13 protein-coding genes and 1 pseudogene are annotated in these 15643 nt (G+C 60.2%); 5 read left to right on the top strand and 9 right to left on the bottom strand.

Going from position 1 to position 15643, the window contains the following annotated elements; genetic code table 11:
• Positions 1 to 395 (top strand): OST-HTH/LOTUS domain-containing protein (locus FQU74_RS16885; protein WP_194161869.1); only part of this gene is annotated, 395 nt, incomplete at its 5' end.
• 131 nt (positions 396 to 526) lie between these two features.
• Here FQU74_RS16885 and bla read toward each other — a convergent pair.
• The gene (gene bla, locus FQU74_RS16880; RefSeq protein ID WP_206665046.1) at positions 527 to 1480 is read right to left on the bottom strand and encodes a class A beta-lactamase; all 954 of its coding nucleotides are present in this window, start codon (positions 1478 to 1480) and stop codon (positions 527 to 529) included.
• Positions 1481 to 1513: 33 nt separating this feature from the next.
• Here bla and FQU74_RS16875 point away from each other — a divergent pair, with 33 nt between their 5' ends.
• Entirely contained in the window at positions 1514 to 2401 is an 888-nt protein-coding gene (locus FQU74_RS16875; protein WP_146287646.1) for a LysR family transcriptional regulator, read from the top strand.
• A 176-nt stretch (positions 2402 to 2577) separates the two neighbouring features.
• Here FQU74_RS16875 and FQU74_RS16870 read toward each other — a convergent pair whose 3' ends face one another.
• Positions 2578 to 5019 carry a hypothetical protein gene (locus tag FQU74_RS16870; RefSeq protein WP_146287645.1) on the bottom strand — a complete coding sequence of 814 codons (2442 nt, stop codon included), beginning with the start codon at positions 5017 to 5019 and terminating at the stop codon, positions 2578 to 2580.
• A gap of 898 nt (positions 5020 to 5917) precedes the next feature.
• Between FQU74_RS16870 and FQU74_RS16865 the strand changes: the two genes are divergently transcribed.
• Positions 5918 to 7123, top strand: coding sequence for a hypothetical protein (locus FQU74_RS16865; RefSeq protein WP_158635617.1), 1206 nt, complete (start codon positions 5918 to 5920; stop codon positions 7121 to 7123).
• 144 nt (positions 7124 to 7267) lie between these two features.
• On the opposite strand, the gene FQU74_RS16860 is transcribed toward FQU74_RS16865, so the two are convergent.
• The 6 genes from FQU74_RS16860 to FQU74_RS16835 all read right to left on the bottom strand — a co-directional run bounded on the left by FQU74_RS16860 (position 7268) and on the right by FQU74_RS16835 (position 11140).
• On the bottom strand, positions 7268 to 7918 hold the full coding sequence (locus FQU74_RS16860; RefSeq protein WP_146287643.1) for a hypothetical protein: 651 nt from the start codon (positions 7916 to 7918) through the stop codon (positions 7268 to 7270).
• 167 nt (positions 7919 to 8085) lie between these two features.
• The gene (locus FQU74_RS19800) at positions 8086 to 8628 is read right to left on the bottom strand and encodes a WGR domain-containing protein (protein WP_158635616.1); all 543 of its coding nucleotides are present in this window, start codon (positions 8626 to 8628) and stop codon (positions 8086 to 8088) included.
• Between the two features lie 200 nt (positions 8629 to 8828).
• Complete coding sequence (locus FQU74_RS16850; RefSeq protein ID WP_158635615.1) at positions 8829 to 9326, bottom strand: hypothetical protein; 498 nt, start codon at positions 9324 to 9326, stop codon at positions 8829 to 8831.
• Positions 9327 to 9506: 180 nt separating this feature from the next.
• Positions 9507 to 9950 (bottom strand): P-loop NTPase family protein, encoded by a 444-nt coding sequence (locus FQU74_RS16845; RefSeq protein WP_268236789.1) that lies wholly within the window; start codon positions 9948 to 9950, stop codon positions 9507 to 9509.
• Between the two features lie 84 nt (positions 9951 to 10034).
• Positions 10035 to 10814 (bottom strand): SDR family oxidoreductase, encoded by a 780-nt coding sequence (locus FQU74_RS16840; RefSeq protein ID WP_146287639.1) that lies wholly within the window; start codon positions 10812 to 10814, stop codon positions 10035 to 10037.
• Positions 10811 to 11140, bottom strand: coding sequence for a nuclear transport factor 2 family protein (locus FQU74_RS16835; protein ID WP_146287638.1), 330 nt, complete (start codon positions 11138 to 11140; stop codon positions 10811 to 10813). The genes FQU74_RS16840 and FQU74_RS16835 overlap by 4 nt, the downstream gene beginning before the upstream one ends.
• 138 nt (positions 11141 to 11278) lie before the next feature.
• On the opposite strand from FQU74_RS16835, the gene FQU74_RS16830 reads away from it, so the two are divergent.
• Complete coding sequence (locus FQU74_RS16830; RefSeq protein ID WP_146287637.1) at positions 11279 to 12190, top strand: LysR family transcriptional regulator; 912 nt, start codon at positions 11279 to 11281, stop codon at positions 12188 to 12190.
• 184 nt (positions 12191 to 12374) lie between these two features.
• Here FQU74_RS16830 and FQU74_RS16825 read toward each other — a convergent pair.
• Positions 12375 to 13006, bottom strand: a pseudogene (locus FQU74_RS16825) (tyrosine-type recombinase/integrase).
• Positions 13007 to 13335: 329 nt separating this feature from the next.
• Between FQU74_RS16825 and FQU74_RS16820 the strand changes: the two are divergent.
• Entirely contained in the window at positions 13336 to 15594 is a 2259-nt protein-coding gene (locus FQU74_RS16820) for an AAA family ATPase (RefSeq protein ID WP_146287636.1), read from the top strand.
• Positions 15595 to 15643 lie beyond the last annotated feature (49 nt).

Here is a 15643-nt window from a genome sequence, read left to right as displayed (position 1 = left end):
CGGCTACCATCGACCGGGTCGCCTGTGCCAACGACGAGCTGACCGAGTTGGCAGCGGGCATGGATCAGGCCCGCAAGGCATTTGCCGAGCAGCTTGCATCTCCCGACGTTCGCAACTGGATTGTCGGTGGCGCGATCCCTTGGCGCGCCACAGCGATCGCAGGCGCCTTGCACCAGGCTGCCACGGCTCTGTCACAGGACGGTTGGATCTCTGTCGAGGCAGCAACGGCATGGATCACCGCGCACAACCCAGACGAGCGGCCGGAGCAATATGGCTGCCGCACATGGCGTCAGCTGATTCATGAGTCCCGGCTGTTCGATCTTCAAATCCGTAGGGTAAATGGCCGTCGCCAAGCTTGCTATCGCCCACGGACCCGGCGAGACGAGCCCACTTGAGGCACAGGACGGCAGCGCAGCGAACGCACGAGGAGTGTCCGTTCGCTGCGCGTTGATCACATGACCGGAATGGGCCGAGTGCAGACTTCGTGACATCGCACGAAAGTTTCCTTGCGATGTCAAACATACAGTTAGTTTTCGATCACTTCTGCAACGGCGGCCGCAATGCTTTGAAGGGCGCTATTACGCGTGGCAAAATCGTGCTCCATATCTGCCAGATAGATGGAGATCACCCAAGGTGCTTCGCCCGCGGTTGAGGCAACAGCGATGAGGCTGCGACTATCACTGCCGCCACCCGATTTATCGTAAACTGTCCAGCCCTCGGGCAGCTTATCGCGCAGCAGCGTAGCCGTGACGCCGCCTTTTCCCATCCATTCACCCAAAAGCGCACGCGAGTTCGCAGACAGAAAATCCTCAATCAGGAGGGTCTCCAGTGTATGGGCCATCGCAAGCGGGGTCGTGGTATCGCGAAGGTCCCCCTCGGCTGCGAGGTTCAACTCTGGCTCGTAGCGGTCGAGACGGCTTTCGCTATCACCAAGACTGCGGAAAACGTCTGTGACTGCTTCTGGTCCGCCAAGTGCTTTGATCAGCAGATTGGCGGCGGTATTGTCGCTCATGTCGATGGTTGCCATGCAAAGATCAGCAATCGCCATCGGCGCATCCAGGTGCTGCTCTGTGACAGGGGCATGGGGAATCAGATCGCTCGGCTTGATTTCGATCTCCTGCGCAAGGTCCAACTGGCCCTGATCGGCAGCGGTCAGAACGGCACCGCAAAGCGGCACTTTGAACGTGCTGGTCATCACGAAGCGCTCATCGCCGCGCCAGGACCAGAGCGCGTCCTGCCCTGCTTGCCCCACCACGATGCCAACGCGCCCGCTGAGCTGCGCCTCGACGGCCGAGACCGTTTGCTCCAAAGCCCCCAAGGCTGTCTCGGCTTGGGCATTCAGGGCAAAAGACATGCTGAGAAGAAGCCCTGCCGCACAGCGCGACAGAGCGGGTTGAGTAAACCGCATGGGGAAATCCTTTGTAATGGCCGTGAGGCGCGCATTTCTTAACGCGCCTTGCCATCTCGCAGCAAACGACAAATATTATACCTTATCATTAGTTAAGGTAATGCCATGGACCGTCCCGATCTGCCACTCAATGCCTTGCGTGTTTTTGAGGTGGCAATGCGCCAAGGCAGTTTCACCAAGGCCGCCACCGAGCTGCGCGTGACCCAGGCCGCAGTGAGCCATCAAATCGCGCGACTTGAGGATCTGCTCGGGGTCAAGCTTTTCTCGCGTCACGCGCAGGGGCTTGTGGCAACGGATGAGGGCAGATTGCTGTTTCCCATACTGGAGCAGGGTTTTGACGCGATGTCGCGAGTGCTTGGCAGCCTGCAGGGCACCCGTGACATCGAGGTCCTGAACATCGGGGTGAACACGACCTTTGCCTTAGGTTGGCTTTTGCCGCGACTGGGCGCCTTTCGCGCGGCCTGTCCGGGCATCGACCTGCGGGTCTCTACGCATAACAACCGCGTGGAGATTCTGCGCGAAGGACTGGATATGGCGATCCGCTTCGGCTCTGGCGGCTGGAGTGGGCATGACACCCTGCCGCTGATCGAAGCGCCTTTGTCCCCAGTTTGCGCGCCGCATCTGGCCGCGCAATTGCAAACGCCCACCGATCTGATGCGTTTTCCATTGCTGCGCAGTTATCGAAGTGCTGAATGGCCGGCTTGGTTTGCTGCGACAGATGTGCCGTTCACCGCCATTTTGGGGCCGGTCCTGGACAGTTCCGTTGCCCTGGCCGAGCTAGCGGCAGCGGGTGAAGGGATTGCACTGCTGCCCGTTGCCATGTTCGAGCGTCCTTTGGGCGAGGGCCGTCTGTTCCGCCCATTTGCCCAAAGCCTGCCTATGGGCAGCTATTATCTTGGCTGGTCCAGCGAACGCGCTGTAAGCAAATCAATGGAACGGTTCATCTCGTGGATTTCCACCGAAATTGAATCTGGTGTGACCGCAAACAAGTAACGGCTCTCAGAATAAAGCAGATACAGCGGGTTGATTGACAGTTTTTCTGCGAGCCGTCCATCGTGATGCGGTCCGGTGGCCTCAGGTCTGAGAGGCAGCTTTGAGAGTGCCGCATCGCGGCACCTATGGGTGCCAGTGGGGGCAAAGGGCCGATGGCGTCTATCAGAGGCTCCCATTCAGAACTTGATGGCCGAATTTCCCGATGCCCCCGCCGATGGCTGGGCAGGTGGGGCGGCAAGGCTCTCATAGAAGAATTTTGCATAGCTTCTGTTGTCGTTCAGCCAAGTGATGACCTCTTCGCCCGCCGGCTCGGAATAGCTCTTTCCGTCAGGGCTTGCGTAACGCGCTCCTAGCATGGCGGGACAGAACGAGCCGGGAGGAAGGGGCTGATCCTTCACGTCGAGATACCCATACAGCTCGTTCGAGGGCGTATGGAATCTGGGAATGTTGAAGGGCGGCTGCCAGGCCGCACCGGTTTCATCCAGCCAATGATCAGGCCGGATCGTCGTTTCGATAACCGAACACCGTTCGTGCCCTTGTTGCATCCACGAGAAGGCAAGTCCCTTCTGCATCATGGGCAAGCCGACCTCCTCGATCTTGCCCGGCTCGCCATAACGATCCGTCAGCGCGGCTTTCAACTGCGCGGCATCGGTGTCGCCCTTGGGCAGGCGTAGCATGCGCCACATGGCGAGAACCCGGTCGGGCGCGGCCGGGGGTTCATCGTAGATCGCAATAAGCTCTGTTCCCGCAGCCGAAATGTACAGGCGGCCAGAGCTGTAGGGCTGTAGGCTGCCGCCGACCGTACCCATCTGCTTGCCACGATCCGCCACCAGCACCTTGCCGACCTCCATATGCTTACGCAGGATCGCATCGGCCTCGTCAAAGGACATGCCAAGCTGAATGCCGAGGATATCGTGGCTATTTGTCTGGGCTGGCATCTCAAGCATTTCGACGGGCGGCGCGACGGGGGTCACCAAAGGAAGTTCGGCGACCAGTTTTCCGCTTTCGTCCTCGACCAAACGGGCCGCGCGTGCAGAAACCTCGAAGATGTAAACCTTTGTGCCCGGCGAACCCACATCTTCGATACGGAACCCGTGCTGAAGCCCGTATTGCGCACCCGTGGCCTGGGCATTTCGCTGCGCTGCATGCCAGATCGTATCCGGCCAGGTATCCTGCACAACAGCACCTGTGGGTGTCACGGTCAGTTCGAGCCACAGTTTCCCCGGATGGTCGGCAACCAGACCGAGATCCAGCACAGGAAAGCGATCCAGCCGCACGATGTCGACCGATCTGGCGGTGTCAGGGATTTTCAGGCCGATGCGGGCATAATAGATCGCGCTGCAATAGAGGTCACGTCCGGTGCAGTTACCGCGCAATCCGCCGCCCTGCGGCGCCTTGCCCGCTTCGGGGAAGAACAGGTATTCCGTTGGCTGCCGCCAAGCCACACCCAGATAGGCGCAAATCCGGTCCTGGACCATCTGCTTTTCGTCTGGCATGGCACTACCCGTTGCGACCGCAGCTTCGGCACATTCCGATTGGCGCGGCATCTGCTGCGCCCTTTCGGCGCTTGCCCGCCCGTTGTTGGGCAGCGGCACGACCAGCGTCAGGCTTTCGGGCAGGGCGGAAGCCCGCGCCTCGGACCATGACCGAAACTCGGCAAGGCGTTCGTCGGGGGGCGGGTTGGCAAAGTCCCGAAAGAAGCTGCCCCAGTCCGGGGTCGTTTCCTCGGAGACACTCGATTCATACCCAAACCGCGCGTGCATCATGCGCTGAAGCTGAATGTCGTCGACCGTCTCGGGCAGATAGCGCAGCTGCAGCAGATCTGCCATTTCGGCGCCAAAGCGGGTGCCAGCCGGGGGCGTCATCACCTGGTCAGCCGTGGCTCGTGGCGGCAGCGCTGCCTCTATCTGCTGGCGGAACCCCGCGACGGTCGGCAGAGCGGCAACATTCCACTCGGCCACCGGCGCATTGTCCGAACTCCACCGCAGGGTCAGCCTGTCCAGTGCTGCGCTGACGATGACGTCATTGTCGTTCACGCGGACGTCGGTGATCGTCATCTCCCACCGCAGGATGACGTTTTCCAACTGGCGTAGATCACCCCGCGCCGCCGCCGTCTGGATATCCATCGGGATCGGATCGAACTTCAGCAGGCGATCCAGTTCAAAGGTGATCCGTTGGCGCTGCTCCTTGTAGATCCGCTCGACGAGGCCCATGTCCCTTTCATCGCTCCATGCCTGCGACAGGGGCAGCAGCTGATAGAGGCCAAGATCGCGGTCCGACAGGGTGATGCCGGCCAGCGGGTCTTTGGGATTGAGGCGCTCAAGATCGTTTTCAAGGCTGATCGGCTGGACCTTGAGGCCGCTCTTCTCCTCGTAATAGGGGCGAAGGGTCTGATCGAAGGCCACCTTGACGGGCAGTTGCACGAACTGCGCCCGCAGCGCTTCGCGGATCTGGTCGCGGTAGAGCGAGGCCAGAACCTCGGGCTGGTATTCAAGCAGGGTTTCCGCCGGCAGCGGCATGGCGTCCGGCGGGTTGCCCGCCCGCACGAAGGATGCAAGATGGCTGAAATAGCTGGCCGCGGTGCTGTCTATCTGGTCCTGATCAAGATGTGGATCCATGGCGGGCCCGATAACCGATGACATCAGGCGGCCGCTCCAGAGCAGCCCTTCCTGCCCACCCGTTGTCTGAGCCACAACGGCGGACGAGGACAAGGACAGCACGACTATCAGGCGCAGGGCAGCGGAGCGAATGCTTTTGCCAAGTTTCGTGTGTATCGACACGTCACAACTCCTCAATGATCGGAAGACCCACCAGCACATGAAGCCGGGTCAAAACCCGTGGGACCGGACCGGATGACCTGACAGATCGCAATTTCTGACGAACACCGCCACTCGGTGTTGACTGGTGACAGAAACGGGTAGCCACCAGAAACAACCCGGTCGGGGCGGCGGATTCGTTGTTCAAAAGGACTAAAATTCAGGCTCTCAAAGACAACTTCGAAAAGCAACTTCTTTGACATTCCAGAGGCATCGCCTGCCATTTCCGATAGTTGGGGCGGATTTCCCGACTACCGTCGATTGAACGTACTGAAATTTTCGCAGCCCGCACATCGCGCCATTCTGGCGGCCGGCTGCTCATTTGAATCCAGGAGCAAAGCTTGCAGCCATAGCGCGCCCGGATGGATCGGCGAGTCATACTGCCATGGGTCGGAGGCAGGGCCCTTCTAGGTCGCCGTCTGTCAGCTGTCTGCGATCATATGGACACGATGCGATACATGACCGGATCACCAAGCGCTGCCAGGGCAGTTGCATCGGGCGACACGGCCATAGTGTTGGGCGCGGGGCCCTGACTTATCGATTAGGAATGAGAATACGAATCGTTGGTGCCATGCCATCCGGCCCTCTACGATCTGCGGGCCGCCACGGTTAACGATGGGGATGTGGGATGTGTTCATCAGCCAGACTGGCCAGCTCCCTGCTGATAGCGCTTTGCGCTTTGTCCGGCGCCTTGTTGCCCATGAAGGTGGCCGCACAAGCCTGTCCCTCCGCCACAGAGGTCAGGGCCGATCTCAAGCTTGCCTACATCGACGGCATGTTCGTCGTTGGCGAAGGCAGCCCGGACGGCCAGGCGCTCATGCGACTTGCCGCTTGGCATGCGTCACCGCAGATGGTTGATGAAATCGCGGTTCGGGGCGGGATGAAGAATGCGATGCGACTCGCGACCGATATTCTGCCGCCCCGAAGCGAGGCGCTGACCAGTTTCACCAGTGCGGGCAGCTTCCGCGGCAAGACCCCGGAGGAGCGCGCGCAGAGCCAGGCGAGATTTCTCGCGGCCTGCGGGGGTACGATGACTGAACTGGCCCCGAAAGCGCCTTTCCACTTTGCGATCGCCAAGAAAGGCGTAATCGGCGACTACAAAGACAAGCGTGGTGGGGTGACGATCCCGCCCGGCCCCAACTATCTGAGCAGGGCCTTCTATTCGGATTTCCTCGAACCAAATCCGATGAGTGACTTCGTCAAGACAGACAGCGTCTGGCTTATGACACCTGCCGAAGCCGAGGCGCTTCACGCCCGTGTTGCCGCCATGGCGCCCTATCCTGCAGCCCGCAGGCAGGTTCAGGCAGTGGCAATTGTCGAGGTGAAAAGGATTGATCCGCTGACGCGTGCGGCCGACGTGGAACTGGTCGAATTCGCTCTCTATGATGTGGGCTTCTCCCAGAAGCTGTTTGCCTACGATCAGGCCGCCGATCAGAAGGTGCAGGGGTCCGCAGTACCCACCGCCCCGCCGACCTCCGGGGCTTTGCCCGTGGGCGTCCACGCGACGCGACAGGCGGCGGTCGAGCATGCCTTGGCGCTTTGTGAGGAGAACGCCATCACCGCAACCGAGGTCAGATGCGACTGTCTTGCCGAGCATGTCGGCGAGGAATGGACGCGAAACCCCCAAGGTCATATCGCGAATCTTTCGTTTCAGGCGATGCACGCGAACAAGGTGGAATGCCGCAATGTCGAAGCGCAGCGCGCCCGGGCCCTGCGGAGGTGTGCCGATGCGGAATGGCCACCCCTATGGACCAGGACACCGAGCGTGAACCTGCGCCTGGACCGGCGGGAATACTGCCATTGCATTGCAGATCGGTCGGTGGAAATCGGACTTCAGAAGGCCATGTATTCTTGTGTTGCGACCGAGGACTACCCGGTACCGGCGGACAGCCCTATACACGACTAAGGTGGCGTGATGCGCTCGCCAAGTGTCCGGGCCGCGGGTTCAACGTGACGGCGGCATACGGGACATACGATCACCCTGCCCGAAACTCGAGAAGGGGTACACCTCTCCGTGAACGGGCGCGGCCACTTCAGTTGCGCATCTCGCTCATCCACGTATGCCGACGCCCGGTGGATAATACGGCGTCGGAGGCGCGTCGTTGTCGAGACTATCCTGGCCCATGATCGTATCTGCATACCATTCAAACACGCTGCGCAATCGAGGTCCTGGTGCCCGGCAGCCGTCATGTATCTCTATGGTCAGATCCCTTAGGTCCTGGGTGCGCATTTCCAGCCAGACCGAACGCATTTCGCCCATCTGCTCTCGGATCTCGGCGATTTCTGCATTGTATCTGGCCCGCAGAGCTTCATTCAGTTCGGCCATGCGCTGCCGGAAGGCCCGGCCAATAGTCTGCGCTTCGCTGGCGCGCTCTGCCTGAGTGCTATTCATCAGGTCGCCCGAGCGGATGCGCTCGGCGAGATTTGCCCGGTCCCTGTGAAAATCTGCGTAGATCGTTGCGGCGGATGAGCCATGTTCGGTTTGGTATCGGTCCAGCGCCTCCTTGAAGTGCCGATCCCGCCAGTCATAGATCGCCTGGAGTTCTGCATTATAATGCATGCCAATGGCCATGCGCTGCTGTTGTTCATAGCCTGCCTGGCACTCGGCGCTTGCGGAGGCTCCGCTAGAAATGAGGCCGAACGATGCGGCAAGAGCAAGCAACGCAGATCTTGATGCGGTCAGTATCGTGGCTGCTGCCATGTCTCTCGCTGCCCCCAAAAATCCGTTTTCTTCCGATGGCGCATAGGCTGTACGCAGACGCGATACGAGGCATCTGTTTGGTTGATCTTATGCCCCCTGAATTCTTCAATCCATCAGGCAATTGGCCGAAGTAACCCGAAGACTACGTTGCGATCTTCGACGGCTGTCTACGCGCCGAAAGCTGGCCCACGGGCATCAGGACGACAACGATGTCGGTTCGCATTGACTTTAGGGGAAGCGAACACCCGCAAAGCCGTCCTGCCAGGCCTGGCAGATGTGAATATTTTCGATGAAGCGCGTCGGATCGCGAAGCGAAGCTGTTCTCGCAGCGCACAAAAAATCTCGGAAGCATGCTTGACCCGCCGACTGTGACGGCGGCCTTGGGCTATCTTTTGCGCTATCGGCCCCCTATGTCCAAGGAGTGGGCGCTTGGCCTCTGAAACAGCCGGATGGTCTGCTGCAGCACTGGCAGCGCACGATCTGACGCTGAAGTAGCCACGCCGCTCCTTCGACCGAACGAGCTTGGTCGCCGCTGCTTCCGCAGAAGCGGTCGAAGGGAATGAGGCGAAACGGTTTTGGCCCCTCGAGCCGATCCTGCCCCAGGTCCGCTGAAGCGTGATCGCATCGAAAACATCAGTCGAGAGCTCGACCCGGTGAAACCGAGACATGTTGAGATCGGGGTCTGCGCGATGAAGCAAGTGGCAATACATCGGCATTCTCCTTGCAGGAGCATGCAAGGATGTTCTACTTATGTTCAATCAGATTTCTGAATCCATAGACCACCTGAGATTCAGCCCTGTGATGGCGCCCTTCGGTGGTGCAGGCGGATCGCCAAGCGTCGCGTGCTACTGCCCTTGCCTGTCGCGTGTTAGTTGAACGCCAAAGGCACGGTGGCGTGCCGCCTGCCGCCTTAGCTTCCCGCCTCCGCACTGCGCAATGTCAGTTCCGCCTCGGCCAGCGCCTCATCGAAAGCCATCTGAAACCCTCCCCGAAACGCCGGTCCCATCACCCGCCCGAGGCCGAGCATGCCGCAGGGATCGTGGCGGGCCGCGAGGGTGCGCGCGATCTGCAGTCGCAGGGGCAACGTGACTCTCGTCGGGTACTTGCCCCGTGACCCGCGGCGCTCGACGACCTCTGGCATCCCGTTCTGCTCCCAGTCATCGCAAAGCCGGTCCCGCAGCGCTTGCGCAATCCTGCGGATCAGAAAGGGAACCGGACAGCGCGCGGTCCTGGCCCAGACCTCGGCCCGCACGGCCTGTTCCGCCGTCAGCGAAACCGCGACATGGACGATATGACCACGCCTCGAAGGCGAGTGATCCTCCACGCCCGGATGTGCCATCACGCCAGCAGAGCGTCCCTGTACCTCCGGGCTGCGCGGCCCGGATCCGGGATCAGAAGCACCAGCCATGCTGGAGCGCGCGCCGCGCCTCAGCGGTTTCGATTGCGCCGGCAGGTCCCTCTAGGCCAGCGGGAGGTTCCACCCTCGCCTCTGGCACGGGCAGGGTTCGCGAGACCTCGCCAAAGCCGAGCTTCGCCGAGAAGCCGGCGTCCTGACGGAGGATAAGCATCCTGTCCTTGCGCGGCGCCATCAAGCGGTCTCGGCGGGCGCAAGGATCAGCCGGTCAATCTCGTCGAGCAGCTCGCCTGCCTCCGTCACGGCATTTTGCAGATGCGCCGCCAGCGCCCGGTTCGGGGGCTTCGCCGCGATCACGCCCAGAAGCCCTTCGCGGTCCATGCTGAGATAGGCGCTGCGGTTCGAGAGAAAAGCCTCGCAGGCGGGCAGGCTGCGGAACAGCTCTTCCGCAACCGCGCGTTCACTTTCCGAGATCCGCAGCGGCACCCGGCTCAAACTCACCGTGAACCCCGCCAGCGCCGCGGGTTCCTCGACGCGCTCGCGCAGCTTCAAATACCACGTGGCGGTCTCCAAGGTCGCGCTCAGATCGCCGCGCGACAGCATCATTGGACAGAGGATCCGGTGCGCCGCCACGGCCAGGACATCCTGCGCCTCTGACCCGCCGCCGAAGGTGTCGATCAGGATGAGATGCTCCTGATCCGGCTGCTCATAGATACATATGGAGCGTCGAAGGCGCCGCCGTGACCGGAGCGCCTCCAGGTTTCATGCTACCGGTACCGTCCCGCCATCAATGATGTGTTCGGTCCCAGTGATCGAGGCCGCCCGATCCGAAGCGAGGAAGGCGATCAGGTCGGCAACCTCTTCCGGTGCGGCGGGGCGGCCCAAGGGGATGCCACCGAGCGACGTCATGATCACCCCGATCGCCGCGCCGTAGGATATCCCGGCTTCCTCGGCGATGCGGAGGGCGAGGCCGTTCGCGCCCGGATTTGCGATCCACCCTGGGGATACCCGCACCACACGGACGCCTTTAGGGGAAACCTCCTTGGAAAGGCCTTTACTGTAGGTGTTCAGCGCGGCCTTTGCCGAAGCATAGCCGGTGGTCGCCTCGGGCAGCGGGAGACGCCCTTGGATCGAGGTGACATGGATGACGACGCCACTTCCTTGCTCGATCATCCCCGGGATCAGCTCGCGATCCAGCCGGACCGCCGGAAAGAAGTTGAGGTTGAACTCCTTCTCCCACTCCTCATCCGTCAGCGCGGCGAACCCGCCCGATGGGGCGGATGATCCACCTAGCACGTTCACGAGAATGTCGATGCCGCCGAAGTCCCGATGCGCCGCATCGACAACCGTCCTGACACCGGACGTGGTGGTCAGATCGGCCTCGACGAAGGCCACGCCAGTGAGGTCTGCCGGCCTCTTGCGGGCCGTGGTCAGCACCTGGGCGCCGAGGTCGCGGAACAGCGCCACCGTGGCGGCCCCGGCGCCTGAGGTGCCGCCGGTGATCAGGGCGCGACGGTCCTTCAAGGTCAGAAAGGGCGTCATACCGTGATCTCCAATTCGGCGATCCTGTTGTCGGCGAGGCTGAAGAGGAACCGCAGGTCGATCGGGCTGCCCGGGAAGTCGCCGGTGGCGTGACCGATCACCTCGGTCATCCCGTCCTTGGTGCCGATGTGGAACGGCTCGATGGTGTAACTGTATTGCTGATCTTCACCGGCCATCCAGTCGCGGATGGCATCGCGGCCCCGGTGGGTCTGCCCCTTGTCCCTGACCATGCCGTTCTCGGCGAATGCGGCCGCGACGGCCTCGGGGCTGCGCGCCCGGTCGGCGTCGAAATAGGCCTGAATGCTTGTCGGCAAGCTGATTGCCATTTTCATCTCCATCGATGTTTCCAGCAGCTTCCGGATCGGCTTCGCAGCCGTCCGGGGCTGATGAGGGACAATCTAGAGGTGGACGGATGCTGCGATAACTGGGACAAAGGGGAATGAGGAATTCCGATTAGAGGGATAATGACACGGCCTCTCTTCGCCGATCTGGACGCGGTTCTCAGCATCGCCCGGCAGGGTTCGTTCCGGGCGGCAGCGCTGGACCTTGGCATGTCGACGACCGCGCTCAGCAACGCCATCGCCAAGCTGGAGCAGCGCCTGGGGGTGCGCCTGTTCAACCGCACCACGCGAAGCGTGTCACTGACCGATGCGGGACAGACTTTTGTCGCGCGGGTCGGGCCCGCCATGACCGATATCCATGATGCTATGCTGGCGGTGCAGTCGCTTCAGGAAACCCCGACCGGCACCCTGCGTATCAACGCCTTCGCCTCCGCCGCAAGGGAAGTGATGGCGCCGCTGTTCCTGCCCTTCCTGCGGCACTATCCGCAGGTGCAGATCGATCTGGTGACAGAGGGCAAGCTGGTCGACATCGTCGCGGGTGGGTTCGATCTGGGGCTGCGGCCCGCCGATCTTGTGCCCGCCGACATGATTGCCATCCCGCTTGGCATGTCGCGGGAAAACGCCGTCGTCGCCTCGCCGGAGTTCCTGCGGATCCACGGCGAACCGACGGTCCCGGCCGACCTCTACCGCTATCGCTGCATTCGCGCGCGCCTACCCAACAACGCCCTGTTCCGCTGGCGGTTCGAGAAGGACGGCGTGCCGGTGCAGATCGATGTGCAGGGCGCCCTCACCCTCGACGAGGCAAGCCTTGTCCGCATCGCCGCGCGGGAGGGCATGGGCCTTGGATACGTCCAAGAGGCGGATGTCCGTGAGGACATCGCTGCGGGGCGGCTCGTGCGGGTCCTGGCAGACTGGACCCCGAGCCTGTCCCCGCTTGCGCTTTACTATCCCGGCCGGAAGAACCCACCCGCCGCCTTCAGCGCCTTCATTCAGGCGGCGAGAGAGTTCGCCAGCAGGACGGAGCGGTCGCACTGAGGATCAGTCTAAGGTCGGGCTTACGTTGGGGGCATATGCTTTTGAGCAATTGTAATGTGACGCGTCAAAATTAACTGCTGGCCCAGCCGAACGTCCGCTTCGAGGAGACTGCAATTCGGCATTTCTTGGCGCCGATCGGCGGCTATGGGCCGACCGGCGCATGGCACGCGGGTCGGCGGGGTTGTTACAGATCGATCCCTTCTGACAAGGACAGCGCATCGTCCAGGTCGACCCCAAGATAGCGAACAGTGCTGTCCATCTTGGTATGCCCGAGCAAAAGTTGAACAGCGCGCAGGTTGCCTGTCTTCTTGTAAATCTGGGCGACCTTTGTGCGTCGCATCGAATGGGTGCCATAGGAGCTCGGTTCAAGCCCGATCGAGAGAACCCAGTCGCGCATGATCCGCGCATACTGGCGTGTCGATAAGTGCGGGCTAGCATGGACACGGCTGGGCCAAAGATATTCGCAACCGATCATTTCTGGATCTTTGATCCAACGCTCCACCGACAGTCGCGTGGTTTCGGTGATCTCGAATCGGACAGGCTTGCGTGTTTTGCTTTGCGTCACGGATGCGCGTTCCTTAACGCGGCCTGCGGCGTAAACATCGTTCACCTTCAGGCAGACCAGATCGCAACCCCGGAGCTTGCAATCAATGGCATGTTGAACAGCGCAAGATCGCGATTATTCTCAGCCATTTCCAGCCGGACACGGATGGACCAGACATGTTTGGGCAGCAGGGGGCGTTTCTGGCCAACGATGCGGCCTTTATTCCAAGGCACACGCGTCGGACGAAGGGCGGGAAGTGTTTCGATGGACATAGCATCTCTCCTGTCCACCATGCCCGCCACGTCCTCGGCTTTGCCGACAGGACACTGTAACATCGATCACCATTCCGGTGCTGATGAATCGTATCGGGCGGGAAGCGGTCTGTAAGGAGCGCCGCGTGGCTGCAGCGGATACTATCGAAACCAGTCATTCATACAGTGCAGAGAGAACCGTTGGGGCGTCTGCGAGCTCCTTGCGAAGCGATGTCTATATAGACCGCGATGCATGAGTTGCGGTATTGTCCAGTTGAATTGTACCTACACATTGCCAACACTATTCCGCAAACGCCGCGACTGGTGCTAGCGTAGAACGCGGAGGGAAAGTGCTCACACAAATCAGGAAGATCAAAAACCTCGGCGTATTTGATAACTACGCCGCACCACCAGAGCTTAAGGCATTCGAAAGGTTTAATATCGTTTACGGCGAGAATGGCTCAGGTAAGACAACGTTTTCGCGGCTTCTCGCCTGTCTTCAGGCTGGCGAACATAGTGATTACCCGCACCTCGAATTTAGTTTCGATACGCAATCCGGGCCGCTGAGCCACGGCCAGAAATACGTGCGGAATGTCCGCGTCTTCAATAGCGACTTTGTAGAGGCCAACATTGGCCGGTTCGATGGGCCACTTCGCCATATCCTGATCTTGGGCGAGGAGAACAAATCCGTCGCAGATGAAATCAAAGCAGAAATCGCAACGAGGGACGATCGCATCAAGCGGATCCAGGCTATCACTACTGCCGTCGCCAAGCTGGAAACCGAACGGGGAAAAATTTTCTCTTCCATAGCAAAGACCATCGGGGAGGCGACGAGCGGCTCAACCCTTCGCACCTATCGCAAGCCCGACGCCGAGACAGCCTTCGCGAAGCTTACAAGTCCGAAATCACTCAGTGACACCGAACTGGAGGTCCATCACGCAACCGTCCGTCAGGTGCAAATGTCTGAGGTAGGCAAACTCAATGTGCCCGGCATAGTCGAGCCCGGCACCGAGAAGACTATCGGCCCGGTGGGTGCTGCTAACGCGTTGGCGCAGCGTTGTAAGGCCCTCACGCTACGCTCCGCTGCGTCTGCGGTAATCTCGCGCTTGGCCACGCATCCGATGATCGCCACTTGGGTGGAGGAAGGAATCGGCCTACACAAAGCTCATGCGAGCGAGAATTGCGAGTTTTGTTCGCAACCATTACCGACTGCCCGGCTTCACGCGCTTGCGGAGCACTTCAGTGTGGAAGATCAACAGCTCAAGGCCGAGATCGATCAAGAGCGCGCATGGCTTTCCAGGGTGTTGGAAGGCCTCGGAGGGTTCACGTTCCCGGATCGCCTCGCGCTATATCCTGAGCTGCGCGCTGATTTCGACGCCGCCGTCAGCGTCTTCGCGACTGAGCTAGAAGCTGTCAGGCAACGGATGCGCGTTGTCGATGCTGTATTGTTAGACAAGCTGACGCGGCGAACCGAAGCCTATGAGGCTAAGGTAGAGTCAGATGCGGAAGCCCTTAAAGCGGCCCTCACATCGATTGCTGATGTGATGCAAAGGCACGACGCCAAAACCAAGGGCTTTGAACTTGAGAAACATGCGGCGAGAGATGCGATCGAGGCCCATTACCTCCTGACAATTCAAGAGCAGGTCGCCGAGACTACCTCCAAGATCAGCACCAAGGAGGACGAGGCAGCTCTTCTAATGAATGGCGGCGACGGCCTACCGGACAAGCGGAGCCTCGCTGATATTACACTATCGATCACCGCTAAGCAGGCCCAGATCTCAAACGCGCATAAAGGTGGCGAAGAGCTGACCACGCATCTGAAGCAGTTCCTCGGCCGCACCGATCTGGTCTTTGAGAACAGCAAGGACGGCTACGTCGTCCTGCGTCGAGGTAAACCCGCAAGGCGACTGAGCGAGGGAGAGAAGACAGCCATAGCATTCCTCTACTTCCTCGTTCAACTGAAGGATCAGGATTTCGATCTAGCCGAAGGGGTAGTTGTCATCGACGACCCAATCTCCAGCCTTGACTCAGGAGCGATCTATCAGGCTTTTTCGTTCTTGAAGGTCGCGGCACAGGGTGCCAAACAACTGTTCATCCTAACACACAATTACGAGTTCTTACGGCTCGTGATCAACTGGTTCCAAAACCTCCCGGGCGCTCTCAAGAAGCAATGTTCCTACTCGATGGTACTATGCTCCGAGACGGATGTGGGCCGCTCCGCGCGCCTCGTACCCCTCGATCAGCTTCTCATCGACCATGCGACCGAGTACCATTACTTGTTTAAGGTGCTCTACTCATTCCAAAGCGACGGCTCAATTTTGAGCTGCTACCACATTCCGAACATCGCACGGAAAGTCCTAGAAACCTTCCTAGATTTTCACATTCCGTCTAAGGACAAACTCTATCGAAAGCTCGAGAAGACCGAATTCGATCCCCACAAAAAAACTGCGATCCTCAAGTTCACCAATGACCTGTCGCACTTCACGGGTAAGGGCTTTGATCCAGCCTTGGTAGCCGAGACACAGAAGAATACGACCTACCTTCTAGAGATGATCAAGCACACCGCGCCCTTGCATTTCGCCGGGCTGGAGGCGTTGACCAAGGGTTGACCGAAAATCCCTACATATAAGCAAAGCAGGTTTGTTTGGAGCGTTGTAT

Source organism: Gemmobacter aquaticus (assembly GCF_007859075.1).
Classification (GTDB): domain Bacteria; phylum Pseudomonadota; class Alphaproteobacteria; order Rhodobacterales; family Rhodobacteraceae; genus Gemmobacter; species Gemmobacter aquaticus.
The sequence above is the reverse complement of the archived record's forward strand: the minus strand, read 5'-3'. Positions and strand labels throughout refer to the sequence as shown.

What these genes read in the sequence shown, in the direction of transcription:
- FQU74_RS16875 (WP_146287646.1), top strand. Translation starts at nt 1,514, where the DNA reads ATGGACCGTCCCGATCTGCCACTCAATGCCTTGCGTGTTTTTGAGGTG.
- FQU74_RS16870 (WP_146287645.1), bottom strand. Translation starts at nt 5,019, where the DNA reads ATGGATCCACATCTTGATCAGGACCAGATAGACAGCACCGCGGCCAGC.
- FQU74_RS16865 (WP_158635617.1), top strand. Translation starts at nt 5,918, where the DNA reads ATGAAGGTGGCCGCACAAGCCTGTCCCTCCGCCACAGAGGTCAGGGCC.
- FQU74_RS16860 (WP_146287643.1), bottom strand. Translation starts at nt 7,918, where the DNA reads ATGGCAGCAGCCACGATACTGACCGCATCAAGATCTGCGTTGCTTGCT.
- FQU74_RS19800 (WP_158635616.1), bottom strand. Translation starts at nt 8,628, where the DNA reads ATGTATTGCCACTTGCTTCATCGCGCAGACCCCGATCTCAACATGTCT.
- FQU74_RS16850 (WP_158635615.1), bottom strand. Translation starts at nt 9,326, where the DNA reads ATGGCTGGTGCTTCTGATCCCGGATCCGGGCCGCGCAGCCCGGAGGTA.
- FQU74_RS16840 (WP_146287639.1), bottom strand. Translation starts at nt 10,814, where the DNA reads ATGACGCCCTTTCTGACCTTGAAGGACCGTCGCGCCCTGATCACCGGC.
- FQU74_RS16835 (WP_146287638.1), bottom strand. Translation starts at nt 11,140, where the DNA reads ATGGCAATCAGCTTGCCGACAAGCATTCAGGCCTATTTCGACGCCGAC.
- FQU74_RS16830 (WP_146287637.1), top strand. Translation starts at nt 11,279, where the DNA reads ATGACACGGCCTCTCTTCGCCGATCTGGACGCGGTTCTCAGCATCGCC.